Origin of the sequence: Microcoleus sp. B5-D4 (assembly GCF_036705145.1) — a bacterium.
Classification (GTDB): Bacteria; Cyanobacteriota; Cyanobacteriia; order Cyanobacteriales; family Microcoleaceae; genus Microcoleus.
Genome location: NZ_JAUBTV010000114.1, coordinates 1 through 19,072, shown reverse-complemented (window position 1 = coordinate 19,072; position 19,072 = coordinate 1). Strand labels below are relative to the sequence as shown.

Annotated in this window: 16 protein-coding genes and 1 tRNA gene; 10 read left to right on the top strand and 7 right to left on the bottom strand. The window is 45.8% G+C overall.

Features of this window, described 5'->3' with window-relative positions; genetic code table 11:
• Positions 1-316: 316 nt before the first annotated feature.
• The 3 genes from QUB10_RS31060 to QUB10_RS31050 all read right to left on the bottom strand — a co-directional run bounded on the left by QUB10_RS31060 (position 317) and on the right by QUB10_RS31050 (position 5,051).
• Entirely contained in the window at positions 317-3,901 is a 3,585-nt protein-coding gene (locus tag QUB10_RS31060) for a PAS domain S-box protein (RefSeq protein ID WP_333207003.1), read from the bottom strand.
• Between the two features lie 433 nt (positions 3,902-4,334).
• Complete coding sequence (locus QUB10_RS31055; protein ID WP_333207002.1) at positions 4,335-4,553, bottom strand: hypothetical protein; 219 nt, start codon at positions 4,551-4,553, stop codon at positions 4,335-4,337.
• Between the two features lie 108 nt (positions 4,554-4,661).
• Positions 4,662-5,051, bottom strand: a complete 390-nt coding sequence (locus QUB10_RS31050; RefSeq protein WP_015179394.1) for an AbrB family transcriptional regulator — start codon at positions 5,049-5,051, stop codon at positions 4,662-4,664.
• Positions 5,052-5,316: 265 nt separating this feature from the next.
• On the opposite strand from QUB10_RS31050, the gene QUB10_RS31045 reads away from it, so the two are divergent.
• The 4 genes from QUB10_RS31045 to pyrR all read left to right on the top strand — a co-directional run bounded on the left by QUB10_RS31045 (position 5,317) and on the right by pyrR (position 8,333).
• Positions 5,317-5,760: an Rrf2 family transcriptional regulator gene (locus tag QUB10_RS31045; RefSeq protein ID WP_333149870.1), complete on the top strand. Its 444-nt coding sequence runs from the start codon at positions 5,317-5,319 to the stop codon at positions 5,758-5,760.
• A gap of 37 nt (positions 5,761-5,797) precedes the next feature.
• A complete protein-coding gene (locus QUB10_RS31040; protein WP_333207001.1) occupies positions 5,798-6,199 on the top strand; it encodes a GFA family protein in 402 nt (133 codons plus the stop codon).
• A gap of 108 nt (positions 6,200-6,307) precedes the next feature.
• The gene (gene cbiB, locus QUB10_RS31035) at positions 6,308-7,387 is read left to right on the top strand and encodes an adenosylcobinamide-phosphate synthase CbiB (protein WP_333207004.1); all 1,080 of its coding nucleotides are present in this window, start codon (positions 6,308-6,310) and stop codon (positions 7,385-7,387) included.
• 412 nt (positions 7,388-7,799) lie between these two features.
• Positions 7,800-8,333 (top strand): bifunctional pyr operon transcriptional regulator/uracil phosphoribosyltransferase PyrR, encoded by a 534-nt coding sequence (gene pyrR, locus QUB10_RS31030; protein WP_333207000.1) that lies wholly within the window; start codon positions 7,800-7,802, stop codon positions 8,331-8,333.
• A gap of 369 nt (positions 8,334-8,702) precedes the next feature.
• Here pyrR and QUB10_RS31025 read toward each other — a convergent pair.
• Positions 8,703-8,775 (bottom strand) — tRNA-Ile (locus tag QUB10_RS31025).
• A 185-nt stretch (positions 8,776-8,960) separates the two neighbouring features.
• On the opposite strand from QUB10_RS31025, the gene QUB10_RS31020 reads away from it, so the two are divergent.
• Together QUB10_RS31020 and QUB10_RS31015 are read left to right on the top strand one after the other, a co-directional pair.
• Positions 8,961-9,650 carry a hypothetical protein gene (locus tag QUB10_RS31020; protein WP_333206999.1) on the top strand — a complete coding sequence of 230 codons (690 nt, stop codon included), beginning with the start codon at positions 8,961-8,963 and terminating at the stop codon, positions 9,648-9,650.
• A 68-nt stretch (positions 9,651-9,718) separates the two neighbouring features.
• Positions 9,719-11,197, top strand: a complete 1,479-nt coding sequence (locus tag QUB10_RS31015) for a hemolysin family protein (RefSeq protein ID WP_333206998.1) — start codon at positions 9,719-9,721, stop codon at positions 11,195-11,197.
• A 7-nt stretch (positions 11,198-11,204) separates the two neighbouring features.
• Here the strand turns inward: QUB10_RS31015 and QUB10_RS31010 are convergent, their stop codons facing one another.
• Positions 11,205-11,819, bottom strand: a complete 615-nt coding sequence (locus tag QUB10_RS31010; RefSeq protein ID WP_333206997.1) for a hypothetical protein — start codon at positions 11,817-11,819, stop codon at positions 11,205-11,207.
• Positions 11,820-11,983: 164 nt separating this feature from the next.
• Between QUB10_RS31010 and QUB10_RS31005 the strand changes: the two genes are divergently transcribed.
• Entirely contained in the window at positions 11,984-12,313 is a 330-nt protein-coding gene (locus QUB10_RS31005; RefSeq protein WP_333206996.1) for a hypothetical protein, read from the top strand.
• A gap of 248 nt (positions 12,314-12,561) precedes the next feature.
• Here QUB10_RS31005 and queC read toward each other — a convergent pair whose 3' ends face one another.
• Together queC and QUB10_RS30995 are read right to left on the bottom strand one after the other, a co-directional pair.
• Positions 12,562-13,236, bottom strand: coding sequence for a 7-cyano-7-deazaguanine synthase QueC (gene queC / locus QUB10_RS31000; RefSeq protein WP_333206995.1), 675 nt, complete (start codon positions 13,234-13,236; stop codon positions 12,562-12,564).
• A gap of 242 nt (positions 13,237-13,478) precedes the next feature.
• Positions 13,479-14,819: a cytosine deaminase gene (locus tag QUB10_RS30995; RefSeq protein ID WP_333206994.1), complete on the bottom strand. Its 1,341-nt coding sequence runs from the start codon at positions 14,817-14,819 to the stop codon at positions 13,479-13,481.
• Positions 14,820-15,237: 418 nt separating this feature from the next.
• On the opposite strand from QUB10_RS30995, the gene QUB10_RS30990 reads away from it, so the two are divergent.
• The 3 genes from QUB10_RS30990 to QUB10_RS30980 all read left to right on the top strand — a co-directional run bounded on the left by QUB10_RS30990 (position 15,238) and on the right by QUB10_RS30980 (position 18,901).
• Complete coding sequence (locus QUB10_RS30990) at positions 15,238-16,485, top strand: GTP cyclohydrolase II (protein ID WP_333206993.1); 1,248 nt, start codon at positions 15,238-15,240, stop codon at positions 16,483-16,485.
• 89 nt (positions 16,486-16,574) lie between these two features.
• Positions 16,575-17,657: an adenylate/guanylate cyclase domain-containing protein gene (locus QUB10_RS30985; protein WP_333206992.1), complete on the top strand. Its 1,083-nt coding sequence runs from the start codon at positions 16,575-16,577 to the stop codon at positions 17,655-17,657.
• Positions 17,654-18,901: a URC4/urg3 family protein gene (locus tag QUB10_RS30980; protein WP_333206991.1), complete on the top strand. Its 1,248-nt coding sequence runs from the start codon at positions 17,654-17,656 to the stop codon at positions 18,899-18,901. The genes QUB10_RS30985 and QUB10_RS30980 overlap by 4 nt, the downstream gene beginning before the upstream one ends.
• The last annotated feature ends 171 nt before the right edge of the window (positions 18,902-19,072 follow it).

The following is a 19,072-nucleotide window of genomic DNA, read 5'->3' as shown; positions in this document are numbered from 1 at the left end:
GACGCCCATCCCACAAACTTGTGGAAGTTATTTAATTCTCATTCCTAAATTATTAGCTGCAAATCAACAATAATAATTATTATATAGCCTTTCTCAACTTTCGTGAGGTACGCGGGCGAGCAATTCCATATCTATTGCCAATAGCCCGCAGATATAGAAATTATCTGCGTTAATCTGTGTTCATCTGCCTTAATCTGCGGTTTGGTTTGTCTATCCATCAAAAATTTAGGCACTCTTGTCTACTGATTACCTGACAATTCTCAACCGTACCGCACTGTTACTGAGAAAGGCTGTATAAGTTAATCTTCGGCGCAACCTACAGCTCAATTTCATCAATCAAATCTAGTATTTTTTGATAATCAAAATTATATAGATGATTCATCAGAACTTCCGCAAAAACATCATTATCGCTGCCGATTTCCTCAATAGTTGTGGCAATCAAATCGAAGTCAGCCTCACGGACTGCCTGTTTTAGAGTTCTCGCCCATTCTGGGGAAACTTTCGGCTTGGAGTCCAGCGTAAATATTGCAGCACTATCAGATATTTTTTCTTGTACCATACTTGAACTCGGCGATAAATCATTGACTTCAACATATTTATTGATGACTTCACCAGCACCCGTTGCGGTAACAACTTGAATATCAAACTTGAAGACAGTCCCTTGTCCCACTTCGCTCTCGACGGTAATGTCGCCGCCCATTAATCTTATGAACTCGCGGCTGATGTTTAATCCTAAACCCGTACCTGTTTGAACTTTTTTTTCTGATGAAGTTTGCACCAATAATTCAAATATGCTTTCTAATTTTTCCGGGAAAATACCAACTCCTGTATCGGCTATTGCAAAGGAAATAATGACTGTTTTTTGATGTTCCACAGAAGTAAAACTTTCGTTCAATATAGGCTTAATTATTTGTTTTTTATTCTGCCCCACAGTAACTAAAACTGAACCAGAAGGGGTAAATTTAACCGCATTATCTAATAAATTAATTAGCACTTGTCGCAACTTAACATCATCAGTTTGCACGTACTGGGGAACATCGGAAGAGCAGTCAATAATTAATTGCAATCCTTTATTTTTTGCCGGAATGTGAAACATATTTTGCACGTCCCCCAGCAAGCGGTACAAGTCAAAAAGTTTGGCGTTGAGTGTCATGCGTCCAGCTTCAATTTTAGATAAGTCTAAGACTTGATTGATCAGTTGGAGCAGGTGTTCTCCGCTGCGGCGAATAATTTGGATATTTTCTTTTTCCGGCAAAGTTAAATTAGCGCTGGGTTCCATTAACTGAGCGAAGCCGAGAATGGCGTTGAGGGGGGTTCGCAATTCGTGGCTCATGTTGGCGAGAAAGAGGCTTTTAGTTTTGTTGGCAGCTTCTGCGGCTTCTTTGGCTTGTTGGAGTTCTTGTTCTGCTTGTTTGCGATCGCTCGTATCAATGATTATGCCGTGCCAGACAATATCTCCATTTTCGCGCAATTCAGGTCGAGAATAACCTTGCAGCCATTTGAGTTTTCCCGATGCTGTCACAATCCGCCACTCGTGGGAAAATAGTTCTAGATCAGTGGCACTTTTGACAATTGCCTCGAAGTGACTGGATCGATCGTCCGGGTGCATTTGTTCGTAGAGTAAAGCAGAGTTGTTCTGGATTTCCTCCGGCTCTAATTCTTGAATTTCTCGGCATCGAGGACTGATATATTCCATCTTGACTGATCCGTCGGGATGCTGCACGAATATGTAAAGTTCTCCCGGAACAGTGTTCGCTAATTTGTGAAACAGAGCTTCGCTTTTTTGCAAGGCTAATTGTGCTTGTTTACGATCGCCAATATCAATCCCAAATCCAAACAAGAAATCCAGACTGCCACCTTCGTCGAGCACCGGTGTGCCGTGCCACTCGACTAACAAAGTCCGATCGTCAGAAGTGAGAATGCGATGTTCGTTAACCGTTTGCTCACTCGCTGTTACGCCCGTAAAAATCGAATGTAATCCGGCTCGATCGCTTGGGGGTACGAATGTAGCTAAGTAATCTTTGCCTGCAACTTCTGTGGCAGTATAGCCCACAGCTTCCAGCATACTGTTATTCGCCAGCAGGATTTTACCCGCAGAGTCGATCGCCACAAAAAAAATCGGAGAATTTTCGATAATCTTTAAGTTAAAGTCTCGCTCTTGACGGATAATTTTTTCAGCTTGCTTGCGCTCCTCAATTTCGAGCTGCAAGCGGGCATTGATCGAGGCTAGCTCGATCGTGCGATCGACTACTTCAATTTCGAGGGTACGGTTGTAGTCAGCCAATATTTGCTCTGCGTGTTTGCGAGCCGTAATATCTGTAAAAACATTAAGAACATAAAGGATATTGTCCGCACCGTCAAACACCGGCAGCGCTCGCACTTCCAAACGAATATTTTTCCCGTCTCGGCGAATATCCATATCTTCCGCAATCACCTCGAAGCCACTCAACGCCCGTGCAAACGGCATTTGCTCGGCCGGGTACAGTTGATTAGTGCCTGTTATATAAGTTTGATAAGCTTCTGGTAGCTCTTGTGCGGTAGCATCGGGCATTTCTCCCCTACCCAATATTTGCTCTCCCGCCGAATTCATGAAAATAACTGCGCCGCCCGGATTCATCGCCGAGACTCCAACAGGCAAATTTTCTACCAGTTGGGCAAATTTTTCTTCACTTTCTGCCAAAGCTTGAAAAGACTTTTTCAGTTGAGCAGCCATCTCGTTGAAAGACTGCGCTAATTCGCCGACTTCCTCAAGCCTACTGACAGTAACAGCGCGATCGAACTCTCTGGCGGCAATATCTTTAGCTGCTTCATTGAGCCGCAGCAGCGGCAGCGTTACCCACCTAGCTGTCAGCACTCCAGCAATTGTCGATAGCAGCAGCGCCACCCAACAAAGTAAAATTGTAGTGCGCGTATTTTTGTTAATTTGCCCCATGAAATCAGATTCGGGAACTGCGATCGCAATCAGCCAGTTCAAACCGTAAACATCAGAAAACGGCAACACTTCCACAAAATATTCCTGCCCATCTCGGCTAAATTTCAGTTGCTGCCGCTGCTTAATCTCGCCAAAGCCCCCGAAGTGTTCGTACAAATATTTAGCTGCGGTGCGAATGATAGGAGTTTGGCTGTCTAAAACATTCACCCGCTGCAGTTGCTGCTTTCGCGACATCTTTCTAAAGGGTGATTCTTGACTCGAACTGGCAACCAGCAAGCCCGATCGTTCGATCGCGAAAATTTGTCCCGTTTTGCTAAGCTTGATGCGATGGAGATATTGCTGAAGGCTCGAGAGCGAAAAGTCTACGGCACTAACTCCCAGCAATTTACCATTTCGATCGCGAATCGGTTGGCTGGCAGCAATAAAAACAGTCCCAGGAGTAAAACCCGGATAAATGCTCGTCCAAATCGGTTTGTTAGCTGCGACAGCTTCTTTGTACCAGGGGCGGAGACGGGCATCGTAGGTTCTGGGTTCTGCCTTTAATTTAGCGGTGCGAGTGCCGTTGCCGTCTGTAGCGTAGTATATGTTCTGAAAGTTGGTAGACTTGTTTGCCGCGACAATTTGCAAGTTGTGATCCGTGGGGTTGCGCCAAATGCCGAGATATTCTCCTGATTTTTCCGCACCGAAGGATATCCATTCAATGCTTTTAAAAGATCGCATTTGTTGCCAGAGGAACTTCTCTCCCCGAGGCTGCGGCTTTTCTAAGTGTAAGTTTAATTCACCGCGCTCGATCGCCGAGGCGTTAAGTTGATTTACCCACTGGGTAGGTTCGAGAAAAGAAATCAGCTTTTCTTCAACTCTCTTTCCCGTCTCCGCGATCAATTTCTCGGCGAGCTCTTCGACTGCTTTGTCTCCGTTGCGAAAAGACAGATACCCGACAATCCCAACGGCTGCGACGATTTGCAGCACAAAAGAGGCCACTAGAAGGTGACGCAGGGGGATTTTTATTTGGTGTTGAGAAGTTTTGCTCGCGAATCGGGGCAACGGCATAGGCTGGTGACTAATTGCTCCCTAACACTTTAACTGTTCTAGCCTGTAATTTCACTCACGGGCGATCGAGGTGTTTCCTTGCCCTCAAAACCCCTCCCACACAGACACACATCAGGAGCAACCACGAGACTTATACAATTTTAGATTTTAGATTTTAGATTTTAGATTAAATAATTGGCGATGAATGAGGAAGCTCGTGCTTTGGAGTTTGCCGACAGTTGCATTCTTTTTTTTAAACTGGTATGACGCACTCTTGGCCCAGAATACCTCTGCCATTTTCTTGCTTTGTTCGGTTTCGTAGCTCAACCTAACCTGCTTCTTGCCTGGAACCTCGACCATCGAAACTCAACATTCATCCGTTAAATCCGCTATACAATCCCTTGATGAACATCCATGCGTTACATCCGTTACACCCGGTACACAATCCGTTGCCGAACTTCTCTTTAACAGCTACGCGGAAAATCCCCCGCTTGTCCAAACGGATATAGCGAGGGGCGAGAATAGGTATTCTCGGAAAATATAAAGTAGTGGCAGTGGCTTTTGTCCAGCCATTGCCATCTATAGAAGCCATACTTTTTTAGGCTCACAGAAAGATTTCAGAGCCAACTCTCTGCTTGCAGTCAATGCTTGAAGTCAAACCAACCTGTTCAAGCAAGAAGTCAAAGCAAGTCGTAAAAGCCTAGGATTCTTCTTCTTCTCGATCGATTTGGCGCAGGTGAATGTGCTTGCGTCCCAGAGAGATTTCAAATTCATCTCCTGGCTGGAGTTCCATCTGTTTCGTGTAGGCGGCTCCAATCAGTAAGTTGCCGTTAGATTGAACGCTAATCCGATAGCTGGCAGAGCGTCCGCCGCGTCCATTGCCGTTTTGCTTCCCGTCTAGCTGAATGCCTTCTGCATCAATCAGCGCATTCAGGAATTTCATCATGTTGACCCGTTCTACGCCGTTCTTGGTAACGGTGTAGTAGCCACAGGCTCTAGCTTTTTCTTCCTTGGTAAGGTTCTCTAGGTCTTTGACCTTTTTGATCAGATCTTCGCCTTCAAGGGGTTCGATATTTTTCTTTTTAGCCATTTACTGAGTCCTGAAATATTCAACTGGTGTACGGATTTTTTCTCGGTTGGTTTTTGGTTTGACCAAGAAACTTTAGCTTTATAGCTGGTCGTAAAACCATATTACACCGATCGGCTCAATTGTTAACCACTATTATCTAAATATTTTTAACAACCTGCAGTCTTTCTTGAGGAGTAGCTGCAGCCAGTGCGAGCAATCTCTAAACTCGGTAGCATAAGCTATCAGCTATCAGCTAGCTGAATATTTGCCCCGCTCTTAAAATCCCATGAAGTTAACCACACGCGGACACTACAGTGTCAAAGCATTACTGGATCTAAGTTTGCAACCTCGCTTTGGCCCGACATCGGTGAAATCGATAGCGAAGCGACAGGAGTTACCTGCTCCGTATCTAGAAAAATTGCTGATTGAAATGCGACGAGCCGGTTTAGTCCAATCTGTTCGGGGTTCCCAAGGTGGATATCAATTAGCCCGGATGCCCGCTCAAATCTCTTTAGGACAAATCTTAGAGGCTGTAGGTGAAACTATTGAACCTTTACCTCGACATTTTCCCGACGCGACGCAAGCAGAGGACTGGGTAACATTCAGTTTGTGGAACCGATTGCACAAAAAACTTGCCGAAGCGCTGTACAGTATTTCCCTCGAAGACTTATACTATGATGTCCGCAGTTGGCAAGCGGCTCTTGGGGAAGAAACTAGCTTTATCATTTAAATGGTAAGTTCATTCATTCGATCGCCAGCAAGCACACATGGACGCAACACTTGTTACTTACTTTGGTGGCTGTCACTGCGGAGCTGTCCGCTTCCGTGTCGCCGTTGACAAACACGAAGCATCTGATTGCAACTGCTCTATCTGTAAAAAGAAGGGATTTTTGCACCTCATTGTGCCGCCGGAACGTTTTACCTTGCTCAGTGGCGAAGATGTTTTGACCACCTATACATTTAATACAGGAACTGCTCAACATACTTTCTGCCGAATTTGCGGCATTCACTCGTTCTATCGCCCCCGATCGCATCCCGATCAATTCGATGTCAACGTCCGCTGTCTTGACGACGATGCCATCAAACACTTTGAGATTCTACCCTTTGACGGTGTTAATTGGGAGGAGAACGTACACTTGCTGGGCGACGAAAGTAATCTCAGCAGTTAAAATTGCTGCTAAAAAATTAAAGTCCCCAAAGGTAGCAGCAGTTAAAACCGGCGCTACCCGGACGATCGCTCCTGCTCGGCCGGACTATCAAGTTTGACACAATATATAATGATGCCGGATGAATTTCCTGTTTTGATGTTAGCTGCGGTATTAGATTATTCGATCGGCGATCCTTGGGGTTGGCCACATCCCGTGCAGGCGATGGGTTGGGCGATCGACCGTTATACTCGACTTGTCTTTAATATATGGAATAATCCCCCAGGCAAAATGCCTGAAGCAGCGGATCGTCCCGCTGGCGATCGGCACAAACTGCTGCTACGAGGTGCTGGTACAATACTAGCGATCGGGCTGATTGTAGGCAGTTATACTGTCAGTTGGTCGATCGTCCAAGCTGCTAGTTGGGTGCATCCTCTTTTAGGTATTGCCATACAGACCATTTTGCTGGCAAGCTGTTTTGCAGGTCGCAGTTTGAGGGCCGCAGCAGAGGATGTGCTAGCACCTTTAAATGTTGGAGATTTAGTCAAGGCGCGAGAAAGGTTGAGCCTTTACGTCGGCCGGGATACCGAAAACTTATCCGAGCCAGAAATTTTGCGAGCAGTGTTAGAAACTGTAACAGAGAATGCAGTCGATGGTGTGACAGCACCGCTATTTTATGCCTTACTTGGGTTCGCTCTGCCGCATCTATTATTAAGTGTTACCGCTGCGCCGATCGATCCTAACTCGATGTGGGCGAGTGCGATGGTTTCCCTGGCGATCGCTTACAAAGCAGCCAGCACATTAGATTCTACGATCGGCTACAAAGAAGCGCCCTACACTGATTTAGGATGGTTTAGCGCCAAACTAGAAGACGTGCTGACGTGGATTCCTTGCCGGCTAACAGTGATTACTTTAGCCGTTATCTCTGGCAAACCGATTTACATTTGGCAAATTTGTCAGAGAGATGCTGTTAAAGATGCCAGTCCAAATTCCGGTTGGAGCGAGTGCGTTTACGCCGCCATCTTGGGAGTACAACTAGGAGGTACCAATTCCTATCGCGGAGTTCTCAAACACAAACCGCTGTTAGGCGAGCCGGTTCACCCGATCGCAGCGCCGCTAATTTGCCAAGCATTGCAATTAACTCGGTATTGCTTTCTGATTTGGTTGGGACTATCATTGCTTTTTTATACCTTATTATGTTTGAGCCGCTAACTGATGACCTCACCCGAACAGTCCAGGAGGCATAAATAACCTATTTCTGTCATTGTTCGCGCTCCAAGCATTGCAATCGCAGCATCTGCTTTTCATCCGTTCTGGGTAAGCCCAGCAGAAGACAGATATAAGCCACCGACAGAAGCAAAAAAAGTTTTGACAATCAAGCATCCAGGATACCCGCCACGTGATTCATCCGTCCAGAAATAAAAAACCTGTATCCGATCAACAAGCCCCCCAATTTATCTCGCGCAAGTCAATGCTAAAATCTAAAATCTCAAATCTAAAATCTAAAATCGATTGACCTTTGTTCAAACCCCCAGATTCATCTGTCAAGTCAATCTAAAATCTCAAATCTCAAATCTCAAATTGTTCGATATGCCAACAGCCAACAATTAGCTCGCAGCAACCCATGACTAAAATTATCCAAATTTTATCCCCTGATGAAGTGAGGCGTACTCTCACCCGCGTCGCTTCCCAGATTGTCGAAAAATCAGGGAATCCCTCGGAGTTAGTGCTGTTGGGCATTCATAGTAGAGGAGTGCCTTTAGCTCAAATTTTGGCAGATCAAATTGAAGTCCTCGAACAAGTCAAAGTACCCGTGGGCGCTTTGGATATTACCTTTTACCGAGATGACTTGGATCGAGTTGCGATGCGGACACCGGCTAAAACAGAAATTCCTTTCGATTTGACGGGCAAAACCGTGGTGTTGGTAGATGACGTTATATATAAAGGCAGAACGAGTCGAGCGGCTTTGAATGCGGTAAACGATTACGGGCGGCCGGAGAAAATTTGGTTAGCGGTATTAGTCGATCGTGGCCACCGAGAAGTACCGATTCAGCCGGATTTTACGGGTAAAAAGTTGCCGACTGCAAAGGAAGAACAAGTTAAGGTTTACGTTCAAGATATCGACGGGCGCGACGGAGTGGAGTTAATTAAGGGTTGATATCGTTGACCTTTGCATCAGAATAATAATTTTTGGAGTGCTGTACGATCATCGTCCCCGCGCCGCGCCCGCCATCTCAGAAGCGAGCAGATATAATGTGGAATTGATTAAGGGTTGATCTCGTTGACCTTTGCATCAGAATAATAATTTTCCGAGTCGAATGCGATCTCAGGATCTCGCGATCGACCAAATTTCTAGTTGGCGATCGCACTTGCGACCTCAGAAACCGGGTTTCTTCGTATATTTTTCGTTACTGGTCGCAAATTTTTCGTAGAAACCCGGTTTCTAGCCCCCCATGCGTCCAAGACTTGTATCTGGGAAGACACCTGGTTTTTAGCCAGAGCGCGGAGCGTCATGATTAATGTTAAATCGGCAGTGCAGGAGTTGAACCTGCCTGGGGCGAATTATGAGTTCGCTGCCTAAACCGCTCGGCCAACTGCCGTTAAATCAATTTCTTTGATCTAACTCAAAATGAATTATAACATAATTTCTCAGTCCGTGCTAGAACTAGAGAACAAAAATCAAAATCTTTAGATCTGCTGAGTCCCGATCGCCTGTTAGCCAATCTTAGGCAAGCCGATCGACCGGACAAAGCAGTTTCTAGGACTCGGCATAAACTTATAGGCAATGGCAGTGAATTCGACGGTAGTTCTGACTCTAATTCTGCTCGCTCTCATGTTTGGAGCAGGCGTGACGAGTTCTGTTTGGGGATTTACTATAGGTCGCGAAGCCTTGCAAGGAACGACTCAACCCGATGTTCGTCCCAGCAACAATGCTGGCAGCGGCAAGCAGGGAACTCAGGCTAGCAAAGACCAAGTGAGCATTTTGAAAGAAAAAGACATTCTCACAACCGTCAAAGCACGGGTAGAAGGTCGCGATCCCGAAAAAACGGCCGGGGCAAATACTAAAACAGAGAAGGCAAGCTCTAAACCAGCCGCGGCCAAAAAACCGGCTGCACAAAATGCCAGCGCCAAGTTTCCCCTGAACAGTCGCGACGGGGGAATAACCCTGGAGGTAAGCGCGGCCAGTCAGCGCAACAATTCCATGCTGCTAGACGTGAGCATGAAAAATGAAGGCTCCCAAGCTGTGAGGTTTCTCTACAGTTTCTTGAACGTCACTGACGATCGTGGCCGGGCCCTGAGCGCGACTGCCGAGGATTTGCCCTCGGAACTCCCCCCCAACGGGCAGGTGTTTTACGGTACGGTGAGTATTCCCACAGCTTTGCTAGAAAATGCTAAGGAAGTTTCGCTGACGCTGACAGATTATCCAGGTCAAAAACTTCAGTTGCAAATATCTGGCATTCCAGTGGCGAAGTAAAATAAAAGAAGACCAAACCTGCAGAGGGATTCTCAGGTTTGATCGATAAAGTTTTTTTAGGGAGCATTGTGTCACTTTTAGGGGCGAGAGTGCAGGAGATATCTGATTTACCCGCGATGAGTTTGACAGAGGTGCTGTCGCGGTTGCTGTCAGTGCTGTTGCTGATTGCGATTAATGCTTTTTTTGTGGCGGCTGAGTTTTCGATGGTGACGGTACGCCGATCGCGCATCAATCAGTTAGTGGATGCCGGCGACGTGGCAGCTCAAACGGTGCAATCTTTGCAGCAAAGTATTGAGCGATTGCTTTCGACAATGCAGTTGGGAATCACTCTTTCTAGTTTAGCTCTCGGCTGGATTGGGGAAAGTACGATCGCCGTGCTAGTCCGAATGTCGATCGGCTATTTGCCACTGCCAATTTACATCAAGTCGGCGATCGCCCATTCTTTTAGCATACCAATAGTAACTTTTTTGTTGCTAGCTTACCTGCAAATCGTACTGGGCGAACTCTTTCCCAAATCTGTAGCGTTGCTGCATTCCGAACAGCTAGCCAGAAGTTTAGGGCCTCCGAGTTTATTGATTGCCCGTGTGTTCAAGCCCTTTGTGTCGTTTCTCAATCAATCTACTCGATCGCTTTTGCGGTTGGCGGGCATCGAATACGATCTAAGGCATCGCCCGGTTACTCCCGAAGAACTGCAATTAATTATCGCTACTTCCAGCGAATCCAGCGGCTTGGAAGCAGAAAAGCGAGAATTGCTCAACAACGTGTTTGAATTTGGCGAAGTTTGGGTAGAAGAAGTAATGGTGCCGAGGCCTAACATTGTCGCACTTCCCAAGACGGCAACCTTTCAAACTTTGCTCGACGAAATGGCGATTTCTAACCATTCCCGCTATCCCGTGACGGGAGATTCTTTAGACGACATTATCGGCATTATTGGGTTCAAACAACTTGCGAAACCTCTAGCTGAAGGTTTGCTATCTCCCGACACGCCAATTGTAACTTGGATGGGTTCGGTGAGGTTTGTGCCGGAGATGATGCTGCTGGGGGAACTGCTGCCTTTGATGCAGAGTTCGTCGGAAGAAATTGCGATCGTAGTTGATGAATTTGGCGGCATTTCCGGTTTAGTAACACTGAGGGATTTGATCGCGGAAATTATCGGCCGCACTTACCAGTCGCCCGACAATAAAGAAATTGCTTTGCAAGTATTGGACGATCGCACTTATTTAGTGCAAGCGCAGTTAAATTTAGATGATGTGAATCAAATATTGAATTTGGATTTGCCAGTAACTGACGAATATCAGACAATTGGAGGTTTTCTGAGTTATCAGTTGCAAAGAATGCCGGCTGCTGGGGAAGTTTGGCGGGGCGAAAATGTGGAACTTACGGTTGTTTCTGTGTCCGGGCCGCGGTTGGATCAACTTCAAATTCACTTGTTGGAAGGGGCTGCGGGCGATCGAACTTTAGATGGAATTGCAGCAGCGGATGAGGAAGTTGTGGGGAAAGGGCGAAAGAATAGCGGGGTGAGTAGTGTGGCCAAATTTTCTAGTTGAGAATATTTTAGCGAATACCTAGATAATCTACTCGCTCGAAGTCGCTGCGTACTAAATCATCTAACGTCGGGCCTTTGGGGCGTAAATTAATGCGATCGCCAACCTTCACATTTTCGTAATATACGTAGGGAATATAGATATCTTGCTCCTGCATAAAAGCGAAAGTAAAGTTGAAGGCATCGTCAATATCCTCAGCTTTAACCTCACGAAAGTCAGAGAGGAATAGGAGATCCATTTCTGCTTCAAAGTACAGCATCTCTGCAAATGCACCTCTGTCGTAGCAGTTATAACCAATATAACCGCAAGTGTCGCTGCATTTGTAGTAGATGGCGCGAGTGGATAGGAACCAGGAAAGGGTGATAGCATCTCCTTCTCCAAATACAAGGGAACCGGGATGATGATTCAGTTGCTCAACGATCGTCCAATGATGTCCTCGGAACTGAAATACAATATAGCTTTCGGTGGTAATTTCGATTTCGCGATCGTAGATATCCCGTTCCCAAACATCTGCACGTCTCGCCCTACTAAATTTTTCCGCCACTGACTCAATAGGAGCCCGAACGAGAAGTAGATTTTGGTTTCTGTCAATTGTTTCAATACCTCGGCGCTCTTCAATAGACATATCTTTTAGCTTGTAAAAAACAATCAATAATTAGTCTACCTCTTTTTCAGACTGTAGCGAATGCCCAGGAAGAACCAGGGTGCTTTATACTTGATTCATCAGGTAAAGTCAACAGGCTCGATCCTTTATGCAAGCGCGATGAACAGCAGAAATTAAGAAATGCTATGAAAGCTCAAGAACTTTATCAACAAGGATTCGACCTCGGTCGCAAAGAACTGTATAAGGAAGCTGCTGAAGCTTTTACTCAAGCAATTAATCTTAATCCGGATTTTGTAGAAGCTTATATTATCCGTGCTCGTATGCGAGCTGTAATTGGAGAAAAACAGGGGGGAGTAGAAGATTTTCAGAAAGCGATAGATATCTACAGGGCTAGAGGACAATCGCAAATAGCTGATCTGCTTTTAGTCCCATTGAATTCGCTGCAAAATGAAATTACGTTCGGACAGGAAGACGAGAGTCAACTGGAAGTTGAGGATGAGCCGGAAGGTAAATAAGCACTCGGATGATTCAAAACTAACTAAGAATCAATTTTAAAAATTTTAGTCATGCAGGACTTACCCATCAAAACCCAAGAAACCGGGTTTTTGGCAGTTTCTGCCATCTGTAATATATTCTTGCGAAAAAACCCGGTTTCTGACCACCCGCTGCGATGCTTAGAAACCGGGTTTTTTACCGTTTCGGCGGGCGGAAGCGAAGAGACTCGAAAAAACCCGGTTTCTGGGCCGTCGTGCGTAAGTCATATTTAAGCGTAAGGCACCGGATCTTTCAAGCCCAATTCCTCAAAAGCAGCCAGCCGCAGCCGACAAGAATCGCAAACGCCGCACGCACTTTCCCCGCCTGCATAGCAAGACCAAGTTTGCTCCCAAGGTACTCCCAACTTATTGCCCAATTGAATAATTTCGGTTTTTTTAAGTTCAATCAAAGGTGTTACAATATTAATAGGTTCTCCTTCTCTTCCCTGCTTTGTTCCTAACCGAAATACTTCCTGCATGGCTTGGATGTAATCGAGGCGACAGTCGGGATAGCCAGAATAATCTAAAGCGTTGACACCGATGTAAATGCGATCGGCTTCTAGAGTTTCTGCGTAGGCGAGGGCAAAGCTGAGAAAGATCGTATTTCTGGCAGGAACGTAGGTAATTGGGATGTTTTGGGACATTTCTGCAAGATTGCGATCGATCGGCAATTCCATCTCATTATCCGTCAAAGCCGAACCGCCCCACAGTGTTAAGTCAAAGTTTACTATCTGATGTGCCTTAACACCCGCTGAAAGTGCGATCGCCCGTGCTGATTCCAACTCCCGCCGATGTCTTTGCTGGTAGTCAAAGGAAATAGCGTAACACTCGCAGCCGTCGGCTTTGGCTTGATACAAAACTGTTGAGGAATCTAGCCCTCCCGACAATAAAATAACTGCTTTCACTTAAAACATCCTCACTCGAATTAGCTTTTATATTTATATCAAATTAGTTGCAATTTGACAATATACCAAGGCTAAATGCTTTTTGAAACCTACATATTACACCATTGTCAAGAACGGGCTCTTCGGCCCGTTCCACAAAACTCAATTAACTGGTTCCCGGCTCTGCCTAGTAACGAGTAGAAAGAAAATTCATCTTTTGTGGAACAGGCCGGAGAGCCTGTTCTTGATATTCGTACAAAATGTCAGATTTCAGTTGCTAATAAATCATCGAGTTCGCGGTAATCGGGCAAAGTTGTATCAATTTTAATGCCCTGCCGTAAAACAGTGCGATCGCCCTGGGATCTAGATAACAATTCGCTGAAATTCCGCGCCTTAAACAAAATCAAATCTGCTGGTAAACCCACTGCAATTCGTCCTAAATTCGGCAATCCCATTAAATCGGCTGGAGTCTTTGTCACTGCACAGGGCCAGTCTCCATAGGGCCTATCTAAATGAGCGATGCGGACTGCCATATTAAAGACTTCCAAAACGTCGTGATCGCCAAATCCGTAAAACGGATCGCGACAATTGTCGCTAGCAACTGCAACGGGAATTCCTGCTGCTTTGAGTTCGTGCAGCAGTGTCACTCCCCGCCAGCGCGGTGTACGCTGAGATTTTCGGTCTTGCAGGTAAAGGTTGCACATCGGCAAGCTGACAATGCCAATATTTGCTTCCTTGACTAATTCCAGAGTTTCTGTTACTAAATCTGACGGTTGTCGGGCTAAACTACAGCAGTGTCCGCAGATTATTTGACCCCCAAATTCATGGCGGATGGCGGTTTTTGCGACTTCCCGCAGTGTTACTGATTCTGGATCGTCGTTTTCGTCGGTGTGGAAGTCGAGGTTTAAATTTCGTTCTTTGGCTAAGGCAAAAACTCGATCGAGTTGTTTGTCTAAGTCGGGGTTGATATAGGCGACTCCGCCGAGAATGCCGCCGGTTTGGGCCATGCGATCGGCTAATTTTTCGCCGGCTGGTGTCAGGAAATAGTCGAGGGAAACCAGGGAAACGGCTTGCAAGATCAGCCGATCGCCCCATTCGGCTTGCAGCGCTTCAAATACTCCCAAACTAACGGTTCCCTGTTCGCCCGCGCTGTCGATGTGAGTGCGGATAGCCTTGGTTCCGTGGGCGTAGCTGCACTTGAGGCCGAACTCCATTCGCCGGTAAACATCCTCTGCATTCCAGTTTTTTTGGGCATCAGCGCCTACCGCTTCGATCGCGCTGGCAAAAGTTCCATCGGGATTGGGCGATCGTTCCCAAATGTGGCCTTTGTCTAAATGGGTGTGCATATCCACAAAACAAGGCCAAACTAAGCCGCCCTGCAAATCTATAACTGGGATATCTCCAGAGGAGGAGACAGGTTTTGTACCTGCTGGGATAATTTGGGCGATCGCCCCTGCCGCAATTTCCAAATCCACCAAACAAAAATTGTTCTCACTCCCCGTTGTCGCCACAGTAGAAGCTGACGAGGCGATCGATTTCATCTCTAGAAGAGACGCGGGTACGCGACCATTTTTGAGCAAATAATTAGATGTACTTGGCAACATTAATTTTGTGAGTTAGTATGTATTTTCTTGATAATTCAGCACTACCAGTTGTAACTATAGCAACCCTTGCAGGAATTGTGAACATCTCTCTTTTCCTCTTTCTATATTTTATAGAGGCTCTGCGTCCTCTGCGCCCTCTGTGGTTAGTTCAAAAAAATCTCATGCACAAATGAAATAGAATCGCTAAAGAAACTTGAATTAAATATGTAGCTTTGTTGTTGGTAGTGCAGCCCCGATCGCTGAAGCACAAATATAAAATTTTTATATTTTTGAAGAAACCGCGCAAGTCAGCTTCACGAGTTTTGCTATGCCGGATACTTCCAGAGCCTGAATCCTTTTGCTATCATAAATCACTGCTTCAAATTGCAATTTCACTTTCAACTAACAGCAGCATCCATAGCAAGATCCCAAAAAAACTGTGTCAAAACCCAAGCATATAGTTTTAACATCCCATCCCGACAGATCCGGCACAAAACCTCATCCCATTTACTGGGGAGAAATCGATCCCCTGAAACGGGGGCCTGTGATTGGTAGCCTCACCAAATCGTCTCACCGGAATGCGATCGGCACTCATTCGGGTTCCTACTCTGTTTATCGCGCGCTAGCAGTTGCGAACGGCGCACTCCAAGCAGATCACCGCCCCGATTTTACCAACACCTCTCCGGCCGCACACATCGGGCCGCACCCGAGTTGGGGCGATCGCAATTTGATTGTTTCTCTCGATCCGTTTGGGGGTTTGGTTAGCGAAGTTTATACTTCATTTCTCCAGCAGGGATATGATATTCGCCCGACAATTGCTGTCACTAAAGCTCACATTAATATGCCAGAATTGCAAGATGCCATCGCTAAGGGGCGGGTGCAAATTGATGGCAAAATTGTCAAAGCAGGCGGTAATTTAGCAGTCACTAAAATTGCGATCGATCCAGTGTGGTATTTGCCGGGAATTGCTAGGCGAATCGGCGCCCAAGAAAGCGTTCTCCGCCGTGTCCTGTTCGAGCAAACAGGCGGAATGTTCTCGGATTTAGTGACGCGGCCGGACTTACAGGTTTTCTTGCCACCAATTGGCGGAACTACGGTTTATATTATTGGCGATGTCGCGAATATTTCTGACCCGGATAAGCAGTTGGCGGTACGGGTACACGATGAATGCAACGGTTCTGATGTCTTCAGTTCCGATATCTGCACTTGTCGCCCTTATTTGGTACACGGGATGGAAATTTGCATCCAAACGGCACAAGCCGGCGGTTCTGGGGTAATTGTTTACTTCCGCAAGGAAGGGAGAGCTTTGGGGGAAGTGACTAAGTTTTTGGTGTACAATGCCAGAAAACGGCAGGAAGGTGGCGATCGCGCTGATGCCTATTTTACGCGCACTGAATGTGTGGCGGGAGTTCAAGATATGCGGTTTCAAGAACTAATGCCAGACGTGCTGCACTGGTTGGGGATCTCTCGCATTGACAGTTTAGTTTCTATGAGCGATATGAAATACAATGCGATTATCAATTCTGGCATTCAGGTGGTCGATCGCATCCCCATTCCTGAAGATTGGATTCCCGCAGACGCACAAGTCGAAATCGTCGCCAAAAAAGCCGCCGGCTACTACACGCCTGACCCTGTGCCAGATGCTACAATTCTTGCAGGAGCGATCGGACGCGATTTAGGAGATTAAGAGGGCAAAGACGCGACCGATGGGACGCGAACAATCGCGTCTTTGCTAAATGAAATTTATTGCTGGTTTTTGATCAGTCAGGGTAGGTTATGGCTAATTTGCGTTCTAGTGTGATCGTAAAAACAGATATTTGCGGATATACCGCCAGAGTTAAAAAATTATCTCAGTCGGACTTGAGTAGTTTGTTAAACGAGCATAAAACTTTTGTTTCAGATATTAGCGCCAGAAATGAAGGCAGCGTGATTAAAGGGGAAGGTGATTCATTTTGGATAATTTTTCCTAGCGTCACAGCAGCGGCTGTAGCAGCCATAGAAATGCAGCAAGAATTGAGAGCGCAACAATCTAGCAAGGCGAACGACGAACGATTGGCTATTCGTGTGTCTATTACATTAGGAGATGTCTTGCATCAAGATAAAGATATCTTTGGCGATACGGTGAATTTAACAGCGCGCATAGAATCAGTAACTCCGCCAGATGAAATATATTTGTCCCAAGCAGCATGGCTGTCGCTCAACAAAGCAGAAGTGCAAACGTCTTTTGTCAACGAGTTTTCTTTGAAAGGGATGAGCGAACCTGAAAAAGTATACAAAGTTGACCAAAGTTACAAAACGCGAATCATCAAGAATCAAGCAATAATTAAAGCAGATTTGAGAGGGTTTATAGCTTATCAAGAATCTAATTCTATCAAAGATGTGGAATATTTGCTCACCAACTTTGATACTTTTGAAAAAACAATTTGCGAAGAATACGGCGGCACAATTCGGAGTATTGTTGGTGATTCGCATTTGTTGACTTTCCCGGAAGCTCACTCAGCCTTAGCAGCAATGGAAAGTCTGTGCGAGAATTGGAAACTTTTTATTAACGCCAATCAAATACCTTGTGGCTTGTCGGTGGGAGTGGCTAAGGGAAATTTATATATATTTAGGTCTTGCACTTACGGAAAAGATATTCACATAGCCGACAGGCTGGAAGATTTAAGTAAAATAGTATGTCCGGGTAGAGAAAGAAATTCGGTCATAGTTTCCGATCACATAAAACGCGAAGTCAGCGGGTCGAAGTGGGAATATAAGCTGATCAAGATCGATAAAAATGCGATTTTAGATAATCTTTTAGATTACAGTCAGTTTGACTTTTTTCAAGAAAACGATGTTTACCGCTGTTTGGTTGTATGAAGTTGCACAATATTGAACTTGAGACTGTAGAATATCTGAGAACCCCGGCTGCTATTCGCCAAAAGTGCGATCGGCTTTTTGATTTAGCCAGCCAGGACAAACTTCGCTACTTCCGCGTCGATTTATCCCAACTCGACAAAGCAGCAAATTATGTAATTGACACAACGCGCCAACAGTATCCTGATTTTAACATTCCCTTTCACAGTCGCTGGCGACATTTTGAAGCCGGCAACCTGTCGCGAATCGCTGAATTAGATGCAGTTTTAGGAGAATTTGCACTCATAGAGCAAGCTAAAATCAAATTTGATTTAGCAATTATCAGCGTTTTGCTCGATGCCGGTGCTGGTGCAGATTGGCAGTATTGCGAACCTGAAACCGGACAGGTTTACCGCCGTTCTGAAGGGTTAGCAATAGCCAGCTTGCGGATGTTTTGTCAAGGTGTTTTTTCCAGCAATCCCGATTTTCCTTGGCAAGCTGATTCTCGCGGACTTTCTCAATTAAAACTAGAAACCTTAGCTGCTGGATTTCAGGTAAGTCGAGACAATCCGCTAGTTGGTTTAACAGGAAGATTAGAATTATTGCAGCGTTTGGGAAAGGCGATTTGTCAGCATCCATTATTATTTGGTAGCGAAAACCCGCGTCCCGGCAATTTGGCAAAATACTTGCTCGACAGTGGGGTTTCGGGAGGCAAAACTGTGAAGGCTGCGGTCGTATTGAGCGCTGTTTTGACAGGTTTTGGGGAAATTTGGCCGGGAAGATATGCAATTGGTGGTGTTAATTTAGGCGATGTTTGGCGGCATCCGGCTTTAACAGGAGAAAATCTCGGCGATGAATTGGTGCCGTTTCACAAACTGTCGCAGTGGTTGACTTATTCGCTGTTGGAACCGCTGCCGGAACTTGGTTTAGAAGTGACTGGATTGGATGAGTTAACGGGATTGCCGGAGTACCGCAACGGCGGTTTGTGTTTGGATATCGGGCTGCTGCGGGCAAAAGATTCGGCTATTTTTGAGCAGAGTTACTTGCCTGGTTCGGAAGTTATAGTGGAATGGCGATCGCTCACTGTCAATCTTTTAGATAAAATTGCCGCAGCTATTCGAGAAAAGCTGCATTTGAGTGCGGATCAATTGCCGCTGGTGAAGATTTTGCAAGGAGGAACTTGGGCGGCGGGGCGGAAAATTGCGGGCGAATTGAGGCCCGGTGGAGTGCCGCCAATTCAGATTGAAAGTGACGGGACTGTGTTTTAGAAGGAAGAAGGAAGAGGGAAGAAGGAAGAAGGAAGAGGGAAGAAGGAAGTTCGGCAACGGATTCTATAACGGATGTAACGGATGTAACTCATAGGTTGCACCATTCTCAATTAGCTTTTTATGAACAGGCAAGATGCCTGTTCCACAAAATATAAATTTTCTTGTGGAACA

What these genes read in the sequence shown, in the direction of transcription:
- pyrR (WP_333207000.1), top strand. Translation starts at nt 7,800, where the DNA reads ATGACTAAAATTATCCAAATTTTATCCCCTGATGAAGTGAGGCGTACT.
- QUB10_RS31020 (WP_333206999.1), top strand. Translation starts at nt 8,961, where the DNA reads ATGGCAGTGAATTCGACGGTAGTTCTGACTCTAATTCTGCTCGCTCTC.
- QUB10_RS30995 (WP_333206994.1), bottom strand. Translation starts at nt 14,819, where the DNA reads ATGTTGCCAAGTACATCTAATTATTTGCTCAAAAATGGTCGCGTACCC.
- QUB10_RS31040 (WP_333207001.1), top strand. Translation starts at nt 5,798, where the DNA reads ATGGACGCAACACTTGTTACTTACTTTGGTGGCTGTCACTGCGGAGCT.
- QUB10_RS30985 (WP_333206992.1), top strand. Translation starts at nt 16,575, where the DNA reads ATGGCTAATTTGCGTTCTAGTGTGATCGTAAAAACAGATATTTGCGGA.
- QUB10_RS31005 (WP_333206996.1), top strand. Translation starts at nt 11,984, where the DNA reads ATGAAAGCTCAAGAACTTTATCAACAAGGATTCGACCTCGGTCGCAAA.
- QUB10_RS31045 (WP_333149870.1), top strand. Translation starts at nt 5,317, where the DNA reads ATGAAGTTAACCACACGCGGACACTACAGTGTCAAAGCATTACTGGAT.
- QUB10_RS31055 (WP_333207002.1), bottom strand. Translation starts at nt 4,553, where the DNA reads ATGGCTTCTATAGATGGCAATGGCTGGACAAAAGCCACTGCCACTACT.
- cbiB (WP_333207004.1), top strand. Translation starts at nt 6,308, where the DNA reads ATGATGCCGGATGAATTTCCTGTTTTGATGTTAGCTGCGGTATTAGAT.
- QUB10_RS30980 (WP_333206991.1), top strand. Translation starts at nt 17,654, where the DNA reads ATGAAGTTGCACAATATTGAACTTGAGACTGTAGAATATCTGAGAACC.
- QUB10_RS31010 (WP_333206997.1), bottom strand. Translation starts at nt 11,819, where the DNA reads ATGTCTATTGAAGAGCGCCGAGGTATTGAAACAATTGACAGAAACCAA.
- QUB10_RS31050 (WP_015179394.1), bottom strand. Translation starts at nt 5,051, where the DNA reads ATGGCTAAAAAGAAAAATATCGAACCCCTTGAAGGCGAAGATCTGATC.